This window comes from Mycobacterium sp., assembly GCF_002863225.1.
GTDB lineage: Bacteria > Actinomycetota > Actinomycetes > Mycobacteriales > Mycobacteriaceae > Mycobacterium.
Genome location: NZ_PKEK01000009.1, coordinates 68,280 through 87,376, shown reverse-complemented (window position 1 = coordinate 87,376; position 19,097 = coordinate 68,280). Strand labels below are relative to the sequence as shown.

Annotated in this window: 22 protein-coding genes and 1 pseudogene; 11 read left to right on the top strand and 12 right to left on the bottom strand. The window is 66.6% G+C overall.

Going from position 1 to position 19,097, the window contains the following annotated elements; genetic code table 11:
- Positions 1 to 20: 20 nt before the first annotated feature.
- Positions 21 to 677: a TetR/AcrR family transcriptional regulator gene (locus tag CYU59_RS01770; RefSeq protein WP_292975162.1), complete on the bottom strand. Its 657-nt coding sequence runs from the start codon at positions 675 to 677 to the stop codon at positions 21 to 23.
- 285 nt (positions 678 to 962) lie between these two features.
- Between CYU59_RS01770 and CYU59_RS01765 the strand changes: the two genes are divergently transcribed.
- Positions 963 to 1,346, top strand: a complete 384-nt coding sequence (locus CYU59_RS01765; RefSeq protein ID WP_292975160.1) for a hypothetical protein — start codon at positions 963 to 965, stop codon at positions 1,344 to 1,346.
- Positions 1,347 to 1,428: 82 nt separating this feature from the next.
- On the opposite strand, the gene CYU59_RS01760 is transcribed toward CYU59_RS01765, so the two are convergent.
- Positions 1,429 to 1,578, bottom strand: coding sequence for a hypothetical protein (locus CYU59_RS01760; protein ID WP_292975158.1), 150 nt, complete (start codon positions 1,576 to 1,578; stop codon positions 1,429 to 1,431).
- A gap of 83 nt (positions 1,579 to 1,661) precedes the next feature.
- Between CYU59_RS01760 and CYU59_RS01755 the strand changes: the two genes are divergently transcribed.
- Complete coding sequence (locus CYU59_RS01755) at positions 1,662 to 2,081, top strand: anti-sigma factor (protein WP_292975156.1); 420 nt, start codon at positions 1,662 to 1,664, stop codon at positions 2,079 to 2,081.
- Positions 2,078 to 2,869, top strand: a complete 792-nt coding sequence (locus tag CYU59_RS01750) for an RNA polymerase sigma factor SigF (RefSeq protein WP_292975154.1) — start codon at positions 2,078 to 2,080, stop codon at positions 2,867 to 2,869. The genes CYU59_RS01755 and CYU59_RS01750 overlap by 4 nt, the downstream gene beginning before the upstream one ends.
- Here CYU59_RS01750 and CYU59_RS01745 read toward each other — a convergent pair.
- The 5 genes from CYU59_RS01745 to CYU59_RS01725 form a co-directional block, all read right to left on the bottom strand.
- Positions 2,849 to 3,247, bottom strand: coding sequence for an STAS domain-containing protein (locus tag CYU59_RS01745; protein ID WP_292975152.1), 399 nt, complete (start codon positions 3,245 to 3,247; stop codon positions 2,849 to 2,851). The two genes, CYU59_RS01750 and CYU59_RS01745, sit on opposite strands and share 21 nt — an antisense overlap.
- 276 nt (positions 3,248 to 3,523) lie before the next feature.
- A complete protein-coding gene (locus CYU59_RS01740; RefSeq protein WP_292975315.1) occupies positions 3,524 to 3,859 on the bottom strand; it encodes a hypothetical protein in 336 nt (111 codons plus the stop codon).
- Between the two features lie 79 nt (positions 3,860 to 3,938).
- Positions 3,939 to 5,741 carry an acetyl/propionyl/methylcrotonyl-CoA carboxylase subunit alpha gene (locus tag CYU59_RS01735; RefSeq protein ID WP_292975150.1) on the bottom strand — a complete coding sequence of 601 codons (1,803 nt, stop codon included), beginning with the start codon at positions 5,739 to 5,741 and terminating at the stop codon, positions 3,939 to 3,941.
- 103 nt (positions 5,742 to 5,844) lie between these two features.
- Entirely contained in the window at positions 5,845 to 6,270 is a 426-nt protein-coding gene (locus CYU59_RS01730; RefSeq protein WP_292975148.1) for a SufE family protein, read from the bottom strand.
- Complete coding sequence (locus tag CYU59_RS01725) at positions 6,270 to 7,160, bottom strand: sulfurtransferase (protein ID WP_292975146.1); 891 nt, start codon at positions 7,158 to 7,160, stop codon at positions 6,270 to 6,272. Before CYU59_RS01725 ends, CYU59_RS01730 begins: the two co-directional genes overlap by 1 nt.
- A 130-nt stretch (positions 7,161 to 7,290) precedes the next feature.
- Between CYU59_RS01725 and CYU59_RS01720 the strand changes: the two genes are divergently transcribed.
- The gene (locus tag CYU59_RS01720; protein WP_292975144.1) at positions 7,291 to 8,139 is read left to right on the top strand and encodes a hypothetical protein; all 849 of its coding nucleotides are present in this window, start codon (positions 7,291 to 7,293) and stop codon (positions 8,137 to 8,139) included.
- A gap of 54 nt (positions 8,140 to 8,193) precedes the next feature.
- On the opposite strand, the gene CYU59_RS01715 is transcribed toward CYU59_RS01720, so the two are convergent.
- The 3 genes and pseudogenes from CYU59_RS01715 to CYU59_RS01705 form a co-directional block, all read right to left on the bottom strand.
- Positions 8,194 to 8,814, bottom strand: coding sequence for a nucleoside triphosphate pyrophosphatase (locus tag CYU59_RS01715; RefSeq protein WP_292975142.1), 621 nt, complete (start codon positions 8,812 to 8,814; stop codon positions 8,194 to 8,196).
- Positions 8,811 to 9,125: pseudogene (locus CYU59_RS01710) on the bottom strand (acyl-CoA carboxylase subunit epsilon); the annotation flags it as partial. The gene CYU59_RS01715 and the pseudogene CYU59_RS01710, both read right to left, overlap by 4 nt.
- A complete protein-coding gene (locus CYU59_RS01705) occupies positions 9,116 to 10,756 on the bottom strand; it encodes an acyl-CoA carboxylase subunit beta (RefSeq protein WP_292975138.1) in 1,641 nt (546 codons plus the stop codon). The pseudogene CYU59_RS01710 and the gene CYU59_RS01705, both read right to left, overlap by 10 nt.
- Before the next feature lie 180 nt (positions 10,757 to 10,936).
- Between CYU59_RS01705 and CYU59_RS01700 the strand changes: the two genes are divergently transcribed.
- The 4 genes from CYU59_RS01700 to CYU59_RS01685 are packed head-to-tail and all read left to right on the top strand — an operon-like array spanning position 10,937 to position 14,587.
- Entirely contained in the window at positions 10,937 to 12,109 is a 1,173-nt protein-coding gene (locus CYU59_RS01700; protein ID WP_292975136.1) for a GGDEF domain-containing protein, read from the top strand.
- Positions 12,106 to 13,257: a GGDEF domain-containing protein gene (locus CYU59_RS01695; protein WP_292975134.1), complete on the top strand. Its 1,152-nt coding sequence runs from the start codon at positions 12,106 to 12,108 to the stop codon at positions 13,255 to 13,257. The genes CYU59_RS01700 and CYU59_RS01695 overlap by 4 nt, the downstream gene beginning before the upstream one ends.
- Positions 13,247 to 14,059 (top strand): biotin--[acetyl-CoA-carboxylase] ligase, encoded by an 813-nt coding sequence (locus tag CYU59_RS01690; RefSeq protein WP_292975132.1) that lies wholly within the window; start codon positions 13,247 to 13,249, stop codon positions 14,057 to 14,059. Before CYU59_RS01695 ends, CYU59_RS01690 begins: the two co-directional genes overlap by 11 nt.
- Before the next feature lie 9 nt (positions 14,060 to 14,068).
- Positions 14,069 to 14,587, top strand: a complete 519-nt coding sequence (locus tag CYU59_RS01685) for a PH domain-containing protein (protein ID WP_292975130.1) — start codon at positions 14,069 to 14,071, stop codon at positions 14,585 to 14,587.
- On the opposite strand, the gene CYU59_RS01680 is transcribed toward CYU59_RS01685, so the two are convergent.
- The gene (locus CYU59_RS01680) at positions 14,542 to 15,198 is read right to left on the bottom strand and encodes a GtrA family protein (RefSeq protein ID WP_292975128.1); all 657 of its coding nucleotides are present in this window, start codon (positions 15,196 to 15,198) and stop codon (positions 14,542 to 14,544) included. The two genes, CYU59_RS01685 and CYU59_RS01680, sit on opposite strands and share 46 nt — an antisense overlap.
- A gap of 130 nt (positions 15,199 to 15,328) precedes the next feature.
- On the opposite strand from CYU59_RS01680, the gene CYU59_RS01675 reads away from it, so the two are divergent.
- Genes CYU59_RS01675 through CYU59_RS01665 form a run of 3 tightly spaced genes read left to right on the top strand, consistent with a single transcriptional unit; the run spans position 15,329 to position 18,275 of the window.
- On the top strand, positions 15,329 to 16,537 hold the full coding sequence (locus tag CYU59_RS01675; RefSeq protein ID WP_292975312.1) for a 5-(carboxyamino)imidazole ribonucleotide synthase: 1,209 nt from the start codon (positions 15,329 to 15,331) through the stop codon (positions 16,535 to 16,537).
- Positions 16,538 to 16,553: 16 nt separating this feature from the next.
- Entirely contained in the window at positions 16,554 to 17,069 is a 516-nt protein-coding gene (gene purE, locus CYU59_RS01670; RefSeq protein ID WP_292975126.1) for a 5-(carboxyamino)imidazole ribonucleotide mutase, read from the top strand.
- 36 nt (positions 17,070 to 17,105) lie between these two features.
- Positions 17,106 to 18,275 (top strand): acyl-CoA dehydrogenase, encoded by a 1,170-nt coding sequence (locus CYU59_RS01665; RefSeq protein WP_292975124.1) that lies wholly within the window; start codon positions 17,106 to 17,108, stop codon positions 18,273 to 18,275.
- 10 nt (positions 18,276 to 18,285) lie between these two features.
- Here the strand turns inward: CYU59_RS01665 and CYU59_RS01660 are convergent, their stop codons facing one another.
- Positions 18,286 to 19,065, bottom strand: a complete 780-nt coding sequence (locus CYU59_RS01660) for a DUF2127 domain-containing protein (RefSeq protein ID WP_292975122.1) — start codon at positions 19,063 to 19,065, stop codon at positions 18,286 to 18,288.
- Positions 19,066 to 19,097: the final 32 nt, after the last annotated feature.

The following is a 19,097-nucleotide window of genomic DNA, read 5'->3' as shown; positions in this document are numbered from 1 at the left end:
CAAGCCGTCATAGCCGCCGGTCAACGCTGGTCGGGGGCTACCGCCTTGGCCAGTTGTTCGGGGATGTTGTTGACCCGCGTGATGGCATCGAGCAGCGAGTGCGCGCAGGAGTCGCTGAGCAGGCCGGCGTCGGTCTCCGGGTGGATGATGCGCTGCCGGCAGACTTCGAACGTCAGCGCCAGCCAGCCGTGTATGACGATCCGGAGGTCGCGCTCGACGTCGGGCTCGAGGTGACCGCCGGATCCATCGACCTCGACGATGCGGCTCATGATGTGTTCCATCTGCCGGTCTTTGGCCTCGTCGTCGATACCGAGCAGGACTGGATCCGAACGGCCGAGCCCGACGTACGCGGCCCAGGCGGCGTGGGGATGCTCCTGGTGGTACTGCATGTAGGCGAGTACGCCCCCGCGTACCTCCTCGAACAGATTCTGCCCGGGCGTCGGCGGGGTGTTGGTGGTCTCGAAGAGCTGGTCGGCCTGTCCCTTGACGACGGCGGCGAAGAATGCCCGCTTGTCCGGGAAGTAGTGGTACATCAAGGCCCGGGACACACCAGCGCGCTCGGCGATCTCGTCGATGCGGACCTCGTCGTAGGGCCGTTGCCCGAAGACCTCGGCGCCCAACGCCAGCAACTCCGCGCGGCGGTCCTCCGGTGACAACCGGCGCCTTGGCGTTCGCATAGAGCAGATGGTACTGGTCGCTGCTTTGCGTAGGCCGTCAACGCCCGGGAAGCTCGTGCAAACTTCTTTTTGTCCAGCGCACGCGGTGATTCAGGGGCCGCCGCGAAGTTGTAGTCACCCGTCTACCAGGGCATTTGTTCTCTCAGCGAATGTTCGAATGGTGTCGCCAGGGTCATCGGACGGCAACGGGGCAACCCCCGCCACCGACTGGTTTATCAGCGCTGCTGCGCTGGGTATATCACTGGAGCGCAGGTGAGCGCGTGGGACAGCGATAGAGGTTCTCCGATGGCGATACAACAGCACTCCTCGACGGATGACCGGCTCGGGCAATCGGACAGCGAAGTCCATCACGCGATTCGATACGCGGTACTGGCCGCTTTGGCCGGCGTGGGTTACCTCATCGTCGCGGCGCTGTGGGCCAGCACTTGCCAGGGTGCGATGTCCGTAGACACCGCCGCGTGTGGAGCTCCCCAGCTGACCGTCCTGGCGTTCGGCGGTCCGGTGATCCTGCTGATTGCCGGGGTGTGGGCGTTCGTGCGCACCTACCGCGTCTGGCGGGATCGTGGAACGTGGTGGGCCTGGCAGGGTGCGGGCTGGCTGCTGATGGTTCTGATGCTGGTCACGCTCTCGATGGGCGCGCCGATTGCTGGACCGGTGCTGGCCGGGTAGTCGGTCGCTCGGGGTTTGGTCCGGCTCTGATAGTGGGTATTGGCTCACATCACAATGTGCAGTTGGCGGATGCGTCCGCTGGTCACCCCATCATGGGTGACAGAATCACGAACGCGACGACATAAATGCCCACTGCGATCAACACCAGGATGAGCAAAGTGATGACGGAGATCAGCGCAATCCGCCGGACTCGGCGGGTTCGTTGGATATCCGCGTGCTCGCTCGGATCCATGGGGCAGTTGGTACCCGGCGGTGACGATGACTAACCAGCTCAAGCGCGAGGGTACTGTCGGTCAAACTATGCTTGGAGGCCCGATGACGGTTGCTGCGAAGCCCGCGAAGAATCAGCAACGCGGGGACCGCGCCATCGAGTTGCGAGTGACGGCAACCCTGGACAATCTGGCGGTCTTGCGGACTCTGGTCGGCGCCGTCGGCACCTTCGAGGACCTGGACTTCGACGCGGTGGCCGATCTGCGACTCGCGGTGGACGAGGTCTGTACCCGGCTGATCCGCTCGGCCGTTCCCGGCGCCACGCTCGAGATCGTGATCGATCCGCAGGCTGACGATTTGCTCGTGGAGGCGTCGACGACGGTTGCCACCGAGGATGTCGTGACGCCCGGAAGCTTCAGCTGGCATGTCCTGACCTCGCTGGCCGATGACGTTCAGACGTTCCAGAACGGAAGCGGCGTTTTCGGTGTCACGCTGACTACCCGACGGGCGGGCTCCCAGAGGTGACAGCGCGAGCTGTCGGCGATTCCAAACCCAAACGTCCCAATGAATACGCCGACGTTCCCGACATGTTCCGTGAGCTGGCGACTCTTGATGCCGGCTCGGCGGCATTCCAGCGCCACCGCGACAAGATCGTCGAGCGGTGCCTGCCGTTGGCCGATCACATCGCCCGCCGCTTCGAAGGTCGCGGGGAGCCGCGCGACGACCTGGTCCAGGTCGCCCGGGTCGGATTGGTCAACGCGGTAGCCCGATTCGACTTCGAAACCGGTTCTGACTTCGTCTCGTTCGCGGTGCCGACGATCATGGGCGAGGTACGCCGGCACTTCCGGGACAACAGCTGGTCGGTCAAAGTTCCGCGTCGCCTCAAAGAGCTGCACCTGCGACTCGGGACGGCGACCGCCGACCTGTCGCAGCGGCTGGGCCGCGCGCCGACCGCCACCGAGCTGTCTCAGGAGCTCGAGATGGACCGCACCGAGGTCATCGAGGGCTTGGTCGCAGGAAGCTCCTACAACACGTTGTCCATCGACAGCGGTGGCGGCAGCGGCGACGAGGAGGCCCGCGCCATCGCCGACACGCTCGGCGATGTCGACACCGGTCTGGAGCGGATCGAGAACCGCGAGGCGCTTCGTCCGTTGCTGGAAGGACTACCGGAACGCGAGCGAACCGTGCTGGTGCTGCGGTTCTTCGACTCGATGACGCAGACACAGATCGCCGAGCGGGTCGGCATCTCTCAGATGCACGTGTCGCGCCTGCTGGCCAAGTCGCTCGCGCGACTACGGGACGAGCTGGAATAGCCGGTTCTGGTCCTCGTCGTCGGCGTCCGGCAACGCATGGACCGACTCGATCAGCGGCAGCGTGTGGTCGGGGTCGCAGATCCTAAGCAACCGCGACACCGCCTTGCCGGGCACAATCGCCCAGCGCAGATTCGCTCCGGCGCACTTGACGTTGATCAGGTGCAGCGCCGAAAAGCCGGCGGTCCCAAAGAATTTCAGCTCGCTCAGATCCAGCACCAGCGGCGTCGAGTGCGCTATGCAGAGATCGAAGTAATCGGCCAGCTGAGCCGCGTTGGACGCGTCCAGCTCACCGTGAGCGGTGATGATCACCCGGGCGGTGTCCCATTCCGCGCTGAATCGGGCGGAGTGGTTCTCCCAAGCGGGGGGTGGCAGCGCCACATTCGTCCCGCGGACTGGGGTAACAGGGGTGGGTTGTGTGACAAACATCGGTGACTCCATCAGTCGACTTAGCGGTCTGTGGATCACGTCAAGCGGTTAGATGCCGCGCGCGAGGAGAGGTCGGGAGGGCCGAGCTCCCCTTACGTCGATTAACGCTTACTCCATGCGGCTGGAAGCTCAACCTCGTTTTAGAGCCTACCCCGGCCACTGTAGGCATTCAACATCTCCGGGGCTTTCACAGAAAGCCTGGTCACAGTCGCCGAAGCGAACGCTCGCTCAGCGCGAATTCCGGTTCGGCGCAACGATTGCCGCGGCGAATCGGCTCACCGACTCCGCAGCCGTGGTGGCCGCGTCGTCGTGGCCCGGGCGCGCGCGGCCGGTGACCTCGCCGGTCGTTGGATCCAGCGTCACCTCGGCAAGCAACTCACCGGTGGTGGGTTCGCACACCGCCCATGAGTAATGGGAATCCGCCGACCACGCGGCGATGCTGCGTTCGACGTGATCGGGATCGGTGACCCCCAGCTCCGCCAGTGCGGGGCGGTCGTCGACGCGATCATCGGCACGCAGGGCGCGCAGATACCACTGCCCGGCGTTGATTTCGACAGGTTGGATGTCCGACTCCTCCTCAGGCGGCCTGGGCCGCCTGCATCGTCGTCGAACGTGGTTCGATGTCCGACGCCGACGGCCTGCGCTACTTGATCTCGGCGATGACCGTGCCCTGGGTGATGGCGGCGCCTGCCTCGACGGCCAGCCCGGTGATCACGCCGTCCTTGTGCGCGGTGACCGGGTTCTCCATCTTCATCGCCTCCAGCACCACCACCAGGTCGCCCGTCGAAACCTCTTGTCCCTCTTCGACAGCCACCTTCACTACGGTGCCCTGCATCGGGGCGGTCACCGAGTCACCCGATGCCGCGGCGCCACCGCCGGCACCGCGCTTGCGCGGCTTCGGCTTCTTGCGGATCGCGCCGACGGAGTCGGTGGCGGGACCGCCGCCGCCCGACAGCGCCAGGTCGCCCGGCAGCGACACTTCCAGCCGCCGGCCGCCGACCTCGACGACGACCTTCTGCCGCGGCAGCGCCTCGTCCTCGTCGATCGGCTCGCCGCCGGTGAACGGTTCGATGGTGTTGTCCCACTCGGTCTCGATCCAGCGGGTGTGCACGGTGAAGCCGTTGTCGTCGCCGATGAACGCCGGGTCGGACACCACGGCGCGGTGGAACGGGATGACGGTGGCCAGCCCTTCGACGTGGAACTCGGCCAGGGCGCGACGGGAGCGCGCAAGCGCCTCCTCGCGGGTGGCGCCGTAGACGATCAGCTTGGACAGCATGGAGTCGAACTGGCCGCCGATGACCGAACCGGCCTCGACACCGGAGTCCAGCCGCACACCGGGCCCAGTGGGAATGTCGTAACGGGTGACCGGGCCGGGGGCCGGCAGGAATCCGCGACCGGCGTCCTCGCCGTTGATCCGGAACTCGATGGCGTGCCCGCGGGGAGTGGGGTCCTCGGTGATGTCCAGCTTCTCGCCGTTGGCGATCTTGAACTGCTGCAACACCAGGTCGATGCCCGCGGTTTCCTCGGTCACCGGGTGCTCGACCTGCAGGCGGGTGTTGACCTCCAGGAAGGAGATCAGCCCGTCCTGGCCGACCAGGTATTCCACCGTGCCGGCGCCGTAGTACCCGGCTTCCTTGCAGATCCGCTTGGCGGACTCGTGGATCTCCTTGCGCTGCGCGTCGGTCAGGAACGGCGCCGGAGCCTCTTCGACCAGCTTCTGGAAGCGGCGCTGCAGCGAGCAGTCGCGGGTGCCGGCGACGACGACGTTGCCGTGCGTGTCGGCGATCACCTGCGCTTCGACGTGACGCGGCTTGTCCAGGTAGCGCTCGACGAAGCACTCGCCGCGACCGAACGCCGCAACGGCTTCGCGGGTGGCCGACTCGAACAGCTCGGGGATCTCCTCGATGGTGCGGGCCACCTTCATGCCGCGCCCACCACCGCCGAACGCCGCCTTGATCGCGACCGGGACGCCGTACTCCTTGGCGAAGGCCACCACCTCGTCGGCGTTCTTGACCGGGTCCGGGGTACCGGGCACCAGCGGCGCCTGCGCCTTGGCGGCGATGTGCCGAGCGGTGACCTTGTCGCCGAGGTCGCGGATCGACTGCGGGCTGGGCCCGATCCAGATCAGGCCGGCGTCGAGTACCGCCTGCGCGAAGTCGGCGTTCTCGGACAGGAATCCGTAGCCCGGGTGGATGGCGTTGGCGCCGGACTTCTCGGCGGCCTCCAGCAGCTTGCCGAAATCGAGGTAGGACTCCGCGGAGGTCTGGCCGCCGAGCGCGAACGCCTCGTCGGCGAGCTTCACGTGGGGAGCGTCGGCGTCGGGCTCGGCGTACACCGCCACGCTGGGCAGTCCCGCGTCCTTGGCCGCGCGGATGACCCGCACCGCGATCTCACCGCGGTTGGCAACAAGAACCTTCGAGATCGTCGAGCTGGCGTGACTGGCCACTTCGCCTCCTGGTGCGCACGTCGTCGTGTTGTCTAAGAGAAATTCTTACAAGTCTTATCGGGGGAAGTTTATGCGGCGCGCCGTGAGCGGCGAGACCCGGTGTCTACTTCCCTGCGGACTCGCGCAGTCGACGCTTGATTCGGGCCAGCATCGCCGACATCCCGCGCAGCCGTAGCGGGCTGATCAACTCGGCCAGACCGAGATCGGTGTAGAAGTCCTCGGGCACCGCAAGGATGGCGGCGGCAGATTGCTCGTCGAGGCCGGTAGCCAGGATCGACGCGAAACCCCGGGTGGTGGGAGCTTCAACCGGCGCGCTGAAATACAGCCGCACCCGATCCGGATCATCGGCGTCGACATGCAGAAACAGCGGCGATTGGCACTCCGGCACCGGCTCCATCGCGGCCTCTTCGAGGTCGGCGGGCAGCGCCGGCAGCTCGTTGGCGAATTCCAGCAGCATCGTGAGCTTGTCCTGGCCTTGAACTTCGGCGAAGTCGGACACCACCTCGGCCAGTGGCGCGGGCATGCTCATCAGGCGGGGACGGCACCCGGCGCGTCGCCGGCGACGATCGGCACTCGCACGGCGTTGCCCCACTCGGTCCAGGAACCGTCGTAGTTGCGCACGCCGGGAATGCCCAGCAGATGCGTCAGCACGAACCAGGTGTGGCTGGACCGTTCGCCGATGCGGCAGTAGACGATCGTCTTGTCGTCCGGCTCGATGAAGTCGTACAACTTCTCCAGCTCATCCCGGCTGCGGAAGCGGCCGCTGTCGTCGGCGGCCTTGGCCCACGGGATCGATCGCGCCGAGGGAATGTGGCCGGCGCGCAGCGCACCTTCCTCGGGGTAGTCGGGCATGTGGGTGCGCTTGCCGGTGTACTCGTCGGGCGAGCGCACGTCGATCAGCGGCCCGGCGCCCAGCGCGGCCAGCACGTCGTGCTTGTAGGCGCGGATCGGGGCGTCGTTGCGTTCGACGACGGGGTAGCCCGACGACGCCCGGCTGGGCACGTCGAGAGTGGTGTCGCGCCCGTCGTGGATCCACAGGTCGCGTCCGCCGTTGAGCAGCCGCACGTCCGGGTGGCCGAACAGCGTGAAGACCCACAGTGCGTACGCGGCCCACCAGTTGCTCTTGTCGCCGTAGATCACCACGGTGTCGTCGCGTGAAATGCCTTTGCGGTCCATCAATTCCGCGAATTGCCGACCGTCGATGTAATCGCGGACCCGCGGGTCGTTGAGGTCGGTGTGCCAGTCGATTTTGACTGCACCGGGAATGTGGCCGACGTCGTAGAGCAGGACGTCTTCATCGGATTCGACGATGGCGAGTCCGGGCCGACCCAGGTTGCCGGCCAGCCAGTCGGAGGTGACCAGCCGTTCCGGGTGGGCGTAAGCGCTCAGCGTAGGGCTGGGATCTGCTGGTAAAGGCACACCGCGAGCCTACCTGCCGGTGCGTGCTCAATTTCCACCGCGAGATCAACGTTTTGCCGGGCCGTACTCGCGTTAGGACTGCAGAACGTGAATCTCGAGTGGTGTCGGGTCCTCATGCCAAGATCCGGCCATGCGTGGGGTTTTCGTTGGGAGCCAAGCGATTGCGGCGGGTCTGCTGACTCGGCATGAATTGCAGCGTTGGTACTGCCCGATCTACCGCGGCGTGTATGTGCCCAGGGGGCACAAGCCATCGCTGCGGGATCGAACCTTGGGTGCGTTGTTGGCGTGTCCGCAACCGGCGGTGATTGGTGGAACTGCGGCGTCGGCTCTGCATGGCGCCAACTGGATCGCTGCGGAGACGCCCATCGAGTTGCTTGCCCGCGCGAAGCGGCCACAGCACGGCCTGTTGGTGCGCAATGAACGTGTCGACGAGGACGAAATCACCGTAGTCGCAGGCATTCCCGTGACGACTCCGGTTCGCACCGCCTTCGACCTGGGCCGGCACCTGCCTCGCGACGTAGCGGTGGCGCGCCTCGATGCATTGATGTACGCGACACCGTTTTCGCTCGACGACGTGCTGCTGTTGGCGCAGCGTTACCCGGGCGCCCGGGGGCTGCGTCGGTTGCGGGCGGCATTGCCACTCGTCGATGGCGGTGCCGCGTCACCGAAGGAGACCTGGCTGCGGTTGCTACTGACCGACGCCGGATTTCCGCGACCCGTGACCCAGATACCGGTATCCGACGGTTGGCGGCCCGTGCGGATTCTCGATATGGGGTGGGAGGACGTCAAGGTGGCTGCCGAGTACGACGGCGACCAGCACCGGACGAACCGCAAGCAGTACGTGAAAGACATTCGCTGTATGCAAACGCTGCAACGTCTGGGTTGGATCGTCGTGCGAGTGGTCGCCGAGGACCGGAGCGTCGACATCATCAGACGAGTAGATGAGGCGTTCACACTGCGCGGCAAAGCGCGAGATTGACGTTTTGCAGCGCCGTCCTCGCACTTCTTCTGCACAACGTCGACTTCGGGTTGATCACCAGAAATCGGCGACCGTCAACCCGACTTGGCCGAGCATGCGCCGCAGCAGCGGCAGGCTCAGGCCGATGACGTTGGACGGGTCGCCCTCGATCCGGTCGACGAACCAACCGCCCAGCCCGTCCAGCGTGAAAGCGCCCGCGACGGCGAGAGCCTCGCCGCTGGCCAGGTAGGCATCCAGCTCGACTGCTGACGGCTCGGCGAAATGCACCGTTGTGAAAGCCGATTCGACGACGCGACGAACGTCGCCGTCGACCAGCCGGATGAGGCTGTGGCCGGTGTGCAGCTGACCGGACCGCCCGCCCATCGACTGCCACTCTTGTCGCGCCGCGTCGATCGATGCGGGCTTGCCGACCAGCCGACCGTCGATGTAGAGCATCGAATCACAGCCGATGACAACGCAATTGGAGGCAAGCGCGGCGTCGAGCAAGGTCACGACATGCTCGGCCTTGGCTTCGGCGAGGCTGCGAACGACCTCACCCGGAGCGGCGTCGGAGCCCAGCGCGGCGATGATCGCGTCCTCGTCGACTCCGGACACCACGACCGTCGGCTCCACGCCGGCCTGCCGGAGCACCCGTCGACGGCCCTCGGAGGCCGAACCCAGGACGAGTCGGGTCATCGCCCCCGCATGTGGGTTCTCTGCACCAACGACATTCGCTGCCAGCTGTGGATGGCGTAACGCAGCTTGTCGACGGGCAGCCCCCAGCGTGAGAACTCCGGCTCAGCCGGTGCCCCGCCACCGCCGGAAGCGCCGGCCAGCACGGTGACCAGGGCGGCCACTTCGGCGTCGGTCGGGTTGCCCTTGAGCACCTGAATGTGCGGCCCGTGCGGGGTTTCCGGCGCTGCGGTCTCGTCGCCGCTCACCGGAGCCTGGCCGTTCTCGTTCCCGTCACTCACTTCGTTCGTTCCGCTCACTCGACTCACAGGGGAATGTTCCCGTGCTTCTTCGGCGGCACCTGAGCGATCTTGCGCTCCAGCAACCGCAACGCAGTCCCGATGTACCCGCGGGTGTGCGACGGCGGGATCACCGCGTCGACGTAACCGCGCTCCGCCGCGATGTACGGGTTGACCAGGGTGTCCTCGTACTCCTGCTGCAGCTCCAGGCGCAGCGCGTCGACGTCCTCGCCGTTCGCGGCGGCTTCCTTGAGCTTCTGGCGGTAGACGAAGCCGACCGCGCCGGACGCACCCATCACCGCGATCTGCGCCGTCGGCCAGGCGACGTTGACGTCGCAGCCCATGTCCTTGGACCCCATCACGCAGTACGCGCCGCCGTAGGCCTTGCGGGTGATGACGGTGATCTTGGGGACGGTCGCCTCGCCATAGGCGTACAGCAGCTTCGCGCCGCGACGGATGATGCCGTTGTATTCCTGGCCGGTTCCGGGCAGGAAGCCCGGCACGTCCACCAGCATGATGATCGGAATGTTGAAGCAGTCGCAGGTCCGCACGAAGCGGGCGGCCTTCTCCGAGGCGTTGATGTCCAGGCAGCCGGCGAACTGGGTGGGCTGGTTGGCGACGATCCCCACCGGCCGGCCCTCGATGCGGCCGAAGCCGACCACGATGTTTCCGGCGTAGCCCTCCTGGATCTCGAGGAACTCGTCGTCGTCGAGGATGCGCCGGATCACCTCGTGCATGTCGTACGGCTGGTTGGGCGAGTCCGGGATCAGCGTGTCGAGCTCGAGGTCCTCGTCGGTCAGGTTGTCCTCGATCGCACCCTCCGGCACGGGGAACGGGTACTTCGGCGCGTCGGTGAAGTTGTTCGGCGGCAGGTAGCTGAGCAGGTCGCGGACGTAGTCCAGGGCGTCCTGCTCGCCGGAGGCGACGTAGTGCACGGTGCCCGACTTGGCCATGTGGGTGTGGGCGCCGCCCAGCTCTTCCATCGTCACGTCTTCACCGGTGACGGTCTTGATCACGTCCGGGCCGGTGATGAACATCTGGCTGGTCTGGTCGACCATGACGACGAAGTCGGTCAGGGCGGGGGAGTAGACGTGGCCGCCGGCCGCGGCACCCATGATCAGCGAGATCTGCGGGACGACGCCTGATGCCAGGATGTTGTTGCGGAAGATCCGGCTGTAGAGGCCGAGCGAGACGACACCCTCCTGGATGCGCGCGCCGGCGCCGTCGTTGATGCCGATCAGGGGGCGGCCGGTCTTGATGGCGAGCTCTTGGACCTTGACGATCTTCTCGCCGTAGACCTCGCCGAGGCTGCCGCCGAACACGGTGGCGTCCTGGCTGAAGATGCAGACGTCGCGGCCGTCGACCGTGCCGTAACCGGTGACGACACCGTCGCCGAGTGGGCGGTTCTTCTCCAGGCCGAAGTTGGTGCTGCGGTGGCGGGCCAGTGCGTCGAGTTCGACGAACGATCCCTCGTCCAGCAGGGCGTTAATGCGTTCGCGCGCAGTCAGTTTGCCCTTTTCGTGCACCCTCTCGACGGCGGCTTCACCGACCGGGTGCAGTGACTCCTCGCTGCGCTTGCGCAGTTCGGCGAGCTTGCCCGCGGTGGTGTGGATGTCGATCTCGTGCTCGGCGTGTGCCTCGACCGAAGTCTCCGAAGTGCTCGTCATGGCTGCGATCTTAGCGGTCCCTTAAATTACGACCCGCACGCAGCACGGCGATGTCGCCGCGTGTCCGGCGGAACAGACTGTTGGTTCACCGGGCCAGCAAAGGTAATCTTCGTCACTTGTCACCTTGATTGTCCCACTGGGCGTGCCTGTCGATTGGGAATGGGGCCCGGAGGAACGTCGGTGAAGTCGGAGAGCACACGCCTGCTGCGTCAGTGGTGGGACGAGCCGGGTGACTACAACTGGGTGGTCGAGTTCTACCGGCGCCGCGGACTGATCGGTTCGCTGCGTGCCAGTGCGGCGTCCGGGGGCGTGATCACCGCGCTCGCGACGATATGTCTGCGTTCGGAAGACCTGATCCAGCCGCACTGGCTGACCCACGGCGTCGTCATCTGGATGCTGGTGAACTCGGTCGGCTGGACGATCTACTGGTGGTTCGGACCCTGGCCGACCGCCCGGCAGGCGGCGTTGCTGTTCGCCGGGGCCGACGTCGGGATCGCCGTCGCGACCGGCCTGCACGCCGAACCGCTGGCGGCGCTGAGCACGACACCGCTGTTCGCGATGCCCGGTGCGTTCATCGTGTTCTTCTACGGGCCGAGGGCCAACGCCGTGCACATGGCGTTCGCGACCACGACCATCGTGACCGCGGCGACCTGGCTGGCGTTGTCGGACCGCCCCGACGCGGTGGCGGTGGCGCTGGCCAAAGCAGTCATCGCGTTGACGATCACCGTCGGCATCTTTCCGTTCGTGCAATTCGGCTTCTGGCTGATCCGCAGCAACTCGATCGAGTCGCTCACCGACCCGCTCACCGAACTGGCCAACCGCCGCGGGCTGGCAAACTACCTGGACCGCAAATTGAGCACGCTCGCGTCGTCGCCGAAGCCGTTGTGTGTGTTCGTGATCGACCTCGACGGGTTCAAGAACATCAACGACATCTACGGCCACAAGATCGGCGACGCGGTGATCGCGCGGACGGCCGAGCAGATCCGGCTCGCGGTCGGCCCGTCGGCGTTTGTCGCCCGCACCGGCGGCGAAGAGTTCGTCGTCCTCGACCAGCTCACCCTGCAGGCCGCGGCGACTATCGCGGAGAACATGCGCGCCGCCATCGAGGCGCCGGAGACGCCGAAGGCCACAGCCAGTATCGGTGTCGCTGCCGGCGATGTCGGCACCATCGCGGCGTTCGAGGCGATCCACGCCCGCGCCGACGAGACGATGTATGCGGCGAAGCGGAACGGCGGCAACCGGATTGCGCTCGCCGGCGCGCCCAACCGTGCCGAACCCGGTCAGTCGCGAGACGAAATCCCCTTCCGGCCGGGGGAGCTGACCGAGCTCGACGCGGAATCGCTGGAGCGGTGACGGCGGAGAGCAGGCGACTGCTGCGCCAATGGTGGGACGAACCCGGCGACTATGCCTGGGTGGTCGAGTTCCTCGGGCCGCGCGGTTATCTGCCGGGCCTGCGGTTGATCATCGGTGCCGGCGGCCTGTTGATGGGCCTCTCCCTGCTGTGCTTGTTGTCCGAACATCTCCAGCCGATCGCCTACGGTCGCGCCGTGGTCGCAGTAATGACCGCATGTGCGTTCGGGTGGGCGGCCTACTGGTGGCTTGCTCAGTGGCCCACCGCGCGGCAATCGGTGATTCTCTTTGCGCTCGCCGACATCGGCATCGCCATCGCCACCGCTGTACACGCGAACCCGCTGGCCGCTCTGAGTACCACTCCGCTGTTCGCGATGACCGGTGCTTTCATCGTGTTTTTCTTCGGTCCCCGGGCCAATGCCGTACACGTGGTGTTCGCCACGGTCACGATCGTGGGCTCGGCGACGTGGTTGGCTCTCTCCGATCAGCTCGACGCGGTTCAGGTGGCGGTCTCCAAAGCGGTCATCGCGCTGACTGTGACGGTCGGGATCTTTCCGTTTGTCCAGTTCGGTTTCTGGTTGGTGCGCAACAACGCCGTCGAGTCGTTGACTGACCCCCTCACCGACCTGGCCAACCGCCGGGGGCTGGCGAACTACCTCGCCAGGAAGTCCAGCAAGCTGAGTTCATCGCCGGCTCCGCTGTGTGCGTTTGTGATCGACCTCGATCGGTTCAAGCAGATCAACGATGCCCACGGTCACAAGATCGGCGACCTCGTGATCACCCGCACCGCAGAGCGGATTCGCGTCGCGGTCGGTCCGTCGGCGTTCGTCGCACGAACCGGGGGAGAGGAGTTCGTCGCGGTCGACCTCCTGACGTTGCAGGCCGCAGCGACGATCGCGGAAAACATTCGCGCGGCGATCGACAGCTTGGATGTGCCGAAAACCACCGCCAGCATCGGGGTCGCCGTCGGTCACATCCAGGACCCGGCTGAATTCGACGCCATCTACGCCAGGGCGGATGAGGCGATGTACGCCGCCAAACGCGACGGCGGCAATCGAATCGCCTTGGGCGGTGTGCTGCACGGTCCGAAGACCGACCGAAATGAAGACATTCCCTTCAGACCACCTACGTTGGATCCCGATGGATCTTGACGCATTGAGAACACCCCTGGACGAATCGACCCTCCGCGACGGGCTGGTCGGGCCCGGCCTGCCGTGGCGCCAACTCGACGTCGTCGCCGAAACCGGTTCCACCAATGCCGATCTGCTTGCCCGTGCCGAAGGTGGCGCCGACATCGACGGGGCGGTGTTGCTCACCGAATACCAGAACGCCGGCCGCGGGCGCCACGGCAGGCAGTGGTCGGCGCCGGCCCGGACGCAGCTGGCCTTGTCGGTGGGAGTGGCCGGCGCGTCGGTGCCCCGGCCGGGGTGGGGCTGGCTGACGCTGGCCGCGGGTGTCGCGGTCGCCGACGCACTTGCCTCCGTCGGTGTCGAGGCCGGCCTGAAGTGGCCCAATGACGTACTGGTCGGCGGCGGCAAGCTGGCCGGCATCCTCGCGGAGGTGGCCGCGCCGGCGTCGGCGATCGTCGTCGGACTGGGGCTCAACGTGACGCTGACGGCCGACGAGGCCCCGGATCCCGCGGCCACGTCCCTGCTGATGCTCGGATCGTCGGCCACCGATCGAAATGCTTTGGCGCGCAACGTGCTTCGTGAGCTGGCTCGGCGCATCGACGCGTGGCGCACCGCCGGCGGCGCCGGCCCGGGCCTGGCCGCCGACTATCAGCGCTACAGCCTGACCTTCAATTCCCGGGTGAAGGCCAGCATGCCCGGCGACCGGGAAGTGGTGGGCGTGGCTCGATCCGTCGACGAGACCGGGCGCCTCTGCATCGACACCGGCGCAGAAACGGTGGCGATATCCGCCGGAGACATCACGCACCTGCGTCCCAGCGTCTAAAGTGCCAGCGTGGGCTACCCCGACAACGTATTAGCGGGCGACGAGCAGGTGGTGTTGCACCGCCATCCGCACTGGAAACGGCTGTTCTGGCCCGTCGTCGTGCTGATCCTCAGCAGCGCAGCGGCATCGTTCGGGTGCGCGGTGGTCAACGGCACCACCTGGGACCACAACGCCAAGCAGGTCGTCTACTGGGTGATCGGAGCGATCTGGCTGGTGCTGATCGGCTGGCTGACCATCTGGCCGTTCCTGAACTGGCTCACAACGCATTTCGTCATCACCGACCGGCGGGTGATGTATCGGCACGGGGTGCTGAGCCGCAGCGGCATCGACATCCCGCTGGCCCGGATCAACAGCGTGGAATTCCGCCACCGCTTGATCGACCGGATATTGCGCACCGGCACCCTGGTGATCGAGTCGGCGTCACAGGATCCGTTGGAGTTTCACGACATTCCGCGCGTGGAGCAGGTCCACGCGCTGCTCTATCACGAAGTCTTCGACACCCTCGGCTCCGAGGAATCGCCGAGCTGATTCGACCGGTTGCGCGAACGCCACGCCCGCATCAGCGTGACGTTGCCGCTGGATTCGACATCCTCGAACACCTCGGCGATACCGCCGGCGGTGAGCGCCGACTCCAGCGCCTTGTCGCCGCTGCGGGCCGAGGAGTCCGGGAAGACCCAGCGCCGGAACGCCCAGAAGCGGAACGCCATCTGCAGCAGGTTGCCGATGACGTAGGCCGAGACGAAGTCGGCGATGTTCTCCGCGGTCAGCGACACCGCCGGCACCCGCAGGTTCAAGACGTAGCTGGACACCCACAGTGGCGCCATGCTCAGCACCACGCCGACCCCGCTGAACGCGAAGAACAGCAGCGCCTCGTGGTGGCGCTCGCGGCCACCGCGGTCGCGGAAGCTCCATTCCCGGTTCAGGATGTAGGACGCGATGACCGCGACGATGCCCGAGATGACCTTGGCGGTCACCGGCTTGGGCTCCAGGATCGTCAGCTTCAGCGTGTAGAAGATCGCCGAGTCGATCACAAACGTCGTGGCGCCGACGATCGCGAACTTGATCAGCTCATGGTGGCGCTCGGCGTAGGGGCGGATAGGCCCCGGCAGTCGGGCGATGGTGACATCGGCGAAGGACACAATGTCGCAGTCTACGTATTACTACTTAAGGGTGCTCTGTGACTGTGGCAGCGCCCACAAACGGCCCGTTCACCGCCCGTGACACCATGTTGCCGTGACGAGTACCCCCAACTCCTCGCCGAAGGTCGCCATGGTCGGTGGTGGCCAGCTCGCCCGGATGACCCACCAGGCGGCGGTCGCCTTGGGCCAGAGCCTGCGGGTGCTGGCTGTCGACCCTGCCGATCCGGCCGCCCAGGTGAGTCCCGATGTGGTGATCGGCGCGCACACCGACCTCGAGGCGCTGCGCCGGGTCGCGACCGGCGCCGCCGCCCTGACCTTCGACCACGAGCACGTGCCCTCCGAGCTGCTGGAAAAGCTCGTCGCTGAGGGTGTCAACGTGGCGCCGCCGCCGCAGGCGCTGCTGCACGCACAGGACAAGCTGGTGATGCGGCGTCGGCTGGATGCCCTCGGCTCCCCGGTGCCGCGCTACGCGGCCGTCGAAAGCCTCGACGACTTGGACGGCATTGCCGCGTTCGCCCGGTCGGTGGGTGGCTCCGTCGTGGTCAAGGCGGCACGTGGTGGTTACGACGGTCGCGGCGTGCGGGTGGCCGCGGACGAGGCCGAGGCCCGCGTCATCGCGGGTCAATATTTAGATTCCGGCGTACCGGTATTGGTCGAGGAGAAGGTCGCGATGCGTCGCGAGCTGTCGGCTCTGGTGGCGCGGTCGCCGTTTGGGCAGGGCGCGGCGTGGCCGGTGGTCGAGACGGTTCAGCGGGACGGCATCTGCGTGACGGTGATCGCGCCGGCGCCCGATCTTCCCGACGACGTCGGCGCCGCGGCGCAAGGCCTGGCGCTGGGTCTGGCGGCCGAACTCGGCGTCGTGGGTGTGCTGGCCGTCGAGCTGTTCGAGACCTTCGACGGCGCATTGCTGGTCAACGAGCTGGCGATGCGCCCGCACAACTCCGGGCACTGGACCATGGACGGCTCGCGCACCAGCCAGTTCGAGCAGCATCTGCGGGCGGTGCTCGACTACCCGCTCGGCGCCACCGACGCCATCACCCCGCTGACGGTGATGGCCAACGTGCTCGGCGCCGCGCAGACACCGGCGATGACGATCGACGAGCGGCTGCACCACTTGTTCGCCCGGATGCCCGACGCCCGGGTTCACCTCTACGGCAAGGATGAACGGCCGGGCCGCAAGATCGGCCACATCAACCTGCTCGGCGACGACCCGGCCGAATTGGCGAACCTGCGTGAGCGGGCCGAACGCGCGGCACACTGGTTGTCAGAAGCGGAGTGGACGGACGGATGGGACCCGCATGCCGATGCCGCCGGTGACGATGCCGAGCGACGGCGATGAGGAGGAGCGGCGCCAGATGACCGAGCGCGTCAGGGTTGGCGTGATCATGGGCAGTGACAGCGACTGGTCGGTGATGTCCGACGCCGCCGCAGCGCTGGCCGAGTTCGACATCGCCCACGAGGTCGGGGTGTACTCCGCGCACCGCACCCCGCAGCGGATGCTGGACTACGCCCAGCAGGCCGCCGATCGTGGCATCGAGGTGATCATCGCCGGGGCCGGGGGTGCGGCCCACCTGCCCGGAATGGTGGCCGCGGCGACGCCGCTGCCGGTGATCGGCGTTCCGGTGCCGCTGGCCAAGCTGGACGGTCTGGATTCACTGCTGTCGATCGTGCAGATGCCGGCCGGGGTGCCGGTCGCGACGGTGTCGATCGGCGGCGCCCGCAACGCCGGCCTGCTCGCGGTGCGCATCCTGGCTGCCTCGGAACCCGCCTTGCGCAGTCGCATCGTGGCATTTCAGGAGGAGTTGGCGGAGTCGGTGCTGGCCAAGGATTCGGCTCTCCAGCAGCGTCAAGGTAAAGTTACTGGCGAGTAGCACCCGCGGTCGGGACAGCAAAGAGGGAGGCCGGAAATGGCTCAGTGGGCCGGAGATTCGTCGTTCGATCTGTTCCAGTTGCCGGACGAGCACAACGAGTTGCGAGCGGCGATCCGCGCGCTGGCGGAGAAAGAGATCGCCCCCTACGCCGCGGAGGTCGACGAGCAGTCGCGCTTCCCCGAGGAGGCGCTGAAGGCGCTGAACGCGTCGGGCTTCAACGCCGTCCACGTTCCCGAGGAATACGACGGTCAGGGCGCCGACTCCGTGGCCGCCTGCATCGTGATCGAGGAAGTGGCGCGGGTCGACGCGTCCGCGTCGCTGATCCCCGCGGTCAACAAGCTCGGCACCATGGGCCTGATCCTGCGCGGCTCCGACGAACTGAAGAAGCAGGTGCTGCCGACGCTGGCCAACGACGGCCTGATGGCGTCCTACGCGCTGAGTGAGCGCGAGGCCGGCAGCGATGCCGCGTCGATGAAGACCCGCGCGAAGGCCGACGGCGACGACTGGATCCTCAACGGCGCCAAGGCGTGGATCACCAACGGCGGCAAGTCATCCTGGTACACCGTGATGGCCGTGACCGATCCCGACAAGGGCGCCAACGGCATCTCGTCGTTCATCGTGCACATCGACGACGACGGTTTCACCGTCGGCCCGAAGGAGAAGAAGCTCGGCATCAAGGGTTCGCCGACCACCGAGCTGTACTTCGAGAACTGTCGCATTCCCGGCGACCGGATGATCGGCGAGCCGGGCACCGGCTTCAAAACCGCGCTGGCGACCCTGGACCACACCCGTCCCACGATCGGTGCGCAGGCGGTGGGTATCGCGCAGGGCGCGGTCGACGCCGCGATCGAATACACCAAGGAGCGCAAGCAATTCGGCAAGTCGATCAGCGACTTCCAGGGTGTGCAGTTCATGCTTGCCGACATGGCGATGAAGGTCGAAGCGGCCCGGCTGATGGTCTACAGCGCAGCCGCCCGCGCCGAGCGCGGCGAGTCGAACCTGGGCTTCATCTCGGCGGCGTCGAAGTGCTTCGCCTCCGACGTGGCAATGGAAGTCACCACCGACGCCGTGCAGCTCTTCGGTGGCGCGGGCTACACCATCGACTTCCCGGTCGAGCGGTTCATGCGCGACGCCAAGATCACCCAGATCTACGAGGGCACCAACCAGATTCAGCGTGTGGTGATGTCGCGCGCACTGCTGCGCTGACGCCCGACGGCTAGGCCGGTGCACCGGCGGCGGTTTTGCTCGCCGCCGTGCTCTCGACGCTGAGCAGACTCTCCGCCTCGTGATCTTCCCGGTACGCCTTGCCGCCGCCGTTCAGGCCGAACAGCCGTTTGCTCCACAGCAGCCACACCACCGCGACGATGTTGACGACCAACGCGAAAGCCCGCAGCGCGGTGATCTTTTCGGTCAACTCGTAGATCTCCAGCGGCAGGAACACGCTGGTCGCGATCACCGCGAAGTACTCGCCCCAGCGATGCATCAGCCACAGCCCGACCGCCTCGATGAGCTCGATCAACGCGTAGCCGGCCAGGCCGATCGCGATCCACTGCAGCGTCGAGGACGACAGCGCGAAGGCGTTCCCGATCTGGTGGACCAGCTTGGAATGCTCCGGGTCCCAGCCGATCTGGTTGGCCAGCGGCTTCAGCAACGGAATCTCGCGATCCAACGCGTGCTGGAGTCGTTCGCGTGAGCCGCTGAACTTGAGCACCCCGCCCGCAACGAGAAGGAACATGACGCCACGGAACGCCCGCTCGACAGCGAGCAGGCGCATCAGGGTGCGGTCCCGCAGGAACCGGCCGCGCGGAATCTCCGGCGCGGTGTTCGCCGGGCCACGGGTGCGCGGCGGGCCGACCACGAATGTCTCGCAGCGCAGGCAGCGCCAAGCCTCACCGGCGGGGGTCTGGACCGTCAGACGCTCGCGAAGATTCTGCTCATCAGGAGCAAATGTCGCGTGTCCGCGCAGTCCGCACGAGCGCAGCGCAAAATCCACCATGAGGGCACGCTACAGCGACCGGACGCGATTCG

What these genes read in the sequence shown, in the direction of transcription:
- CYU59_RS01770 (WP_292975162.1), bottom strand. Translation starts at nt 677, where the DNA reads ATGCGAACGCCAAGGCGCCGGTTGTCACCGGAGGACCGCCGCGCGGAG.
- CYU59_RS01765 (WP_292975160.1), top strand. Translation starts at nt 963, where the DNA reads ATGGCGATACAACAGCACTCCTCGACGGATGACCGGCTCGGGCAATCG.
- CYU59_RS01760 (WP_292975158.1), bottom strand. Translation starts at nt 1,578, where the DNA reads ATGGATCCGAGCGAGCACGCGGATATCCAACGAACCCGCCGAGTCCGG.
- CYU59_RS01755 (WP_292975156.1), top strand. Translation starts at nt 1,662, where the DNA reads ATGACGGTTGCTGCGAAGCCCGCGAAGAATCAGCAACGCGGGGACCGC.
- CYU59_RS01730 (WP_292975148.1), bottom strand. Translation starts at nt 6,270, where the DNA reads ATGAGCATGCCCGCGCCACTGGCCGAGGTGGTGTCCGACTTCGCCGAA.
- CYU59_RS01720 (WP_292975144.1), top strand. Translation starts at nt 7,291, where the DNA reads ATGCGTGGGGTTTTCGTTGGGAGCCAAGCGATTGCGGCGGGTCTGCTG.
- CYU59_RS01715 (WP_292975142.1), bottom strand. Translation starts at nt 8,814, where the DNA reads ATGACCCGACTCGTCCTGGGTTCGGCCTCCGAGGGCCGTCGACGGGTG.
- CYU59_RS01705 (WP_292975138.1), bottom strand. Translation starts at nt 10,756, where the DNA reads ATGACGAGCACTTCGGAGACTTCGGTCGAGGCACACGCCGAGCACGAG.
- CYU59_RS01690 (WP_292975132.1), top strand. Translation starts at nt 13,247, where the DNA reads ATGGATCTTGACGCATTGAGAACACCCCTGGACGAATCGACCCTCCGC.
- CYU59_RS01675 (WP_292975312.1), top strand. Translation starts at nt 15,329, where the DNA reads ATGGTCGGTGGTGGCCAGCTCGCCCGGATGACCCACCAGGCGGCGGTC.
- purE (WP_292975126.1), top strand. Translation starts at nt 16,554, where the DNA reads ATGACCGAGCGCGTCAGGGTTGGCGTGATCATGGGCAGTGACAGCGAC.
- CYU59_RS01665 (WP_292975124.1), top strand. Translation starts at nt 17,106, where the DNA reads ATGGCTCAGTGGGCCGGAGATTCGTCGTTCGATCTGTTCCAGTTGCCG.
- CYU59_RS01660 (WP_292975122.1), bottom strand. Translation starts at nt 19,065, where the DNA reads ATGGTGGATTTTGCGCTGCGCTCGTGCGGACTGCGCGGACACGCGACA.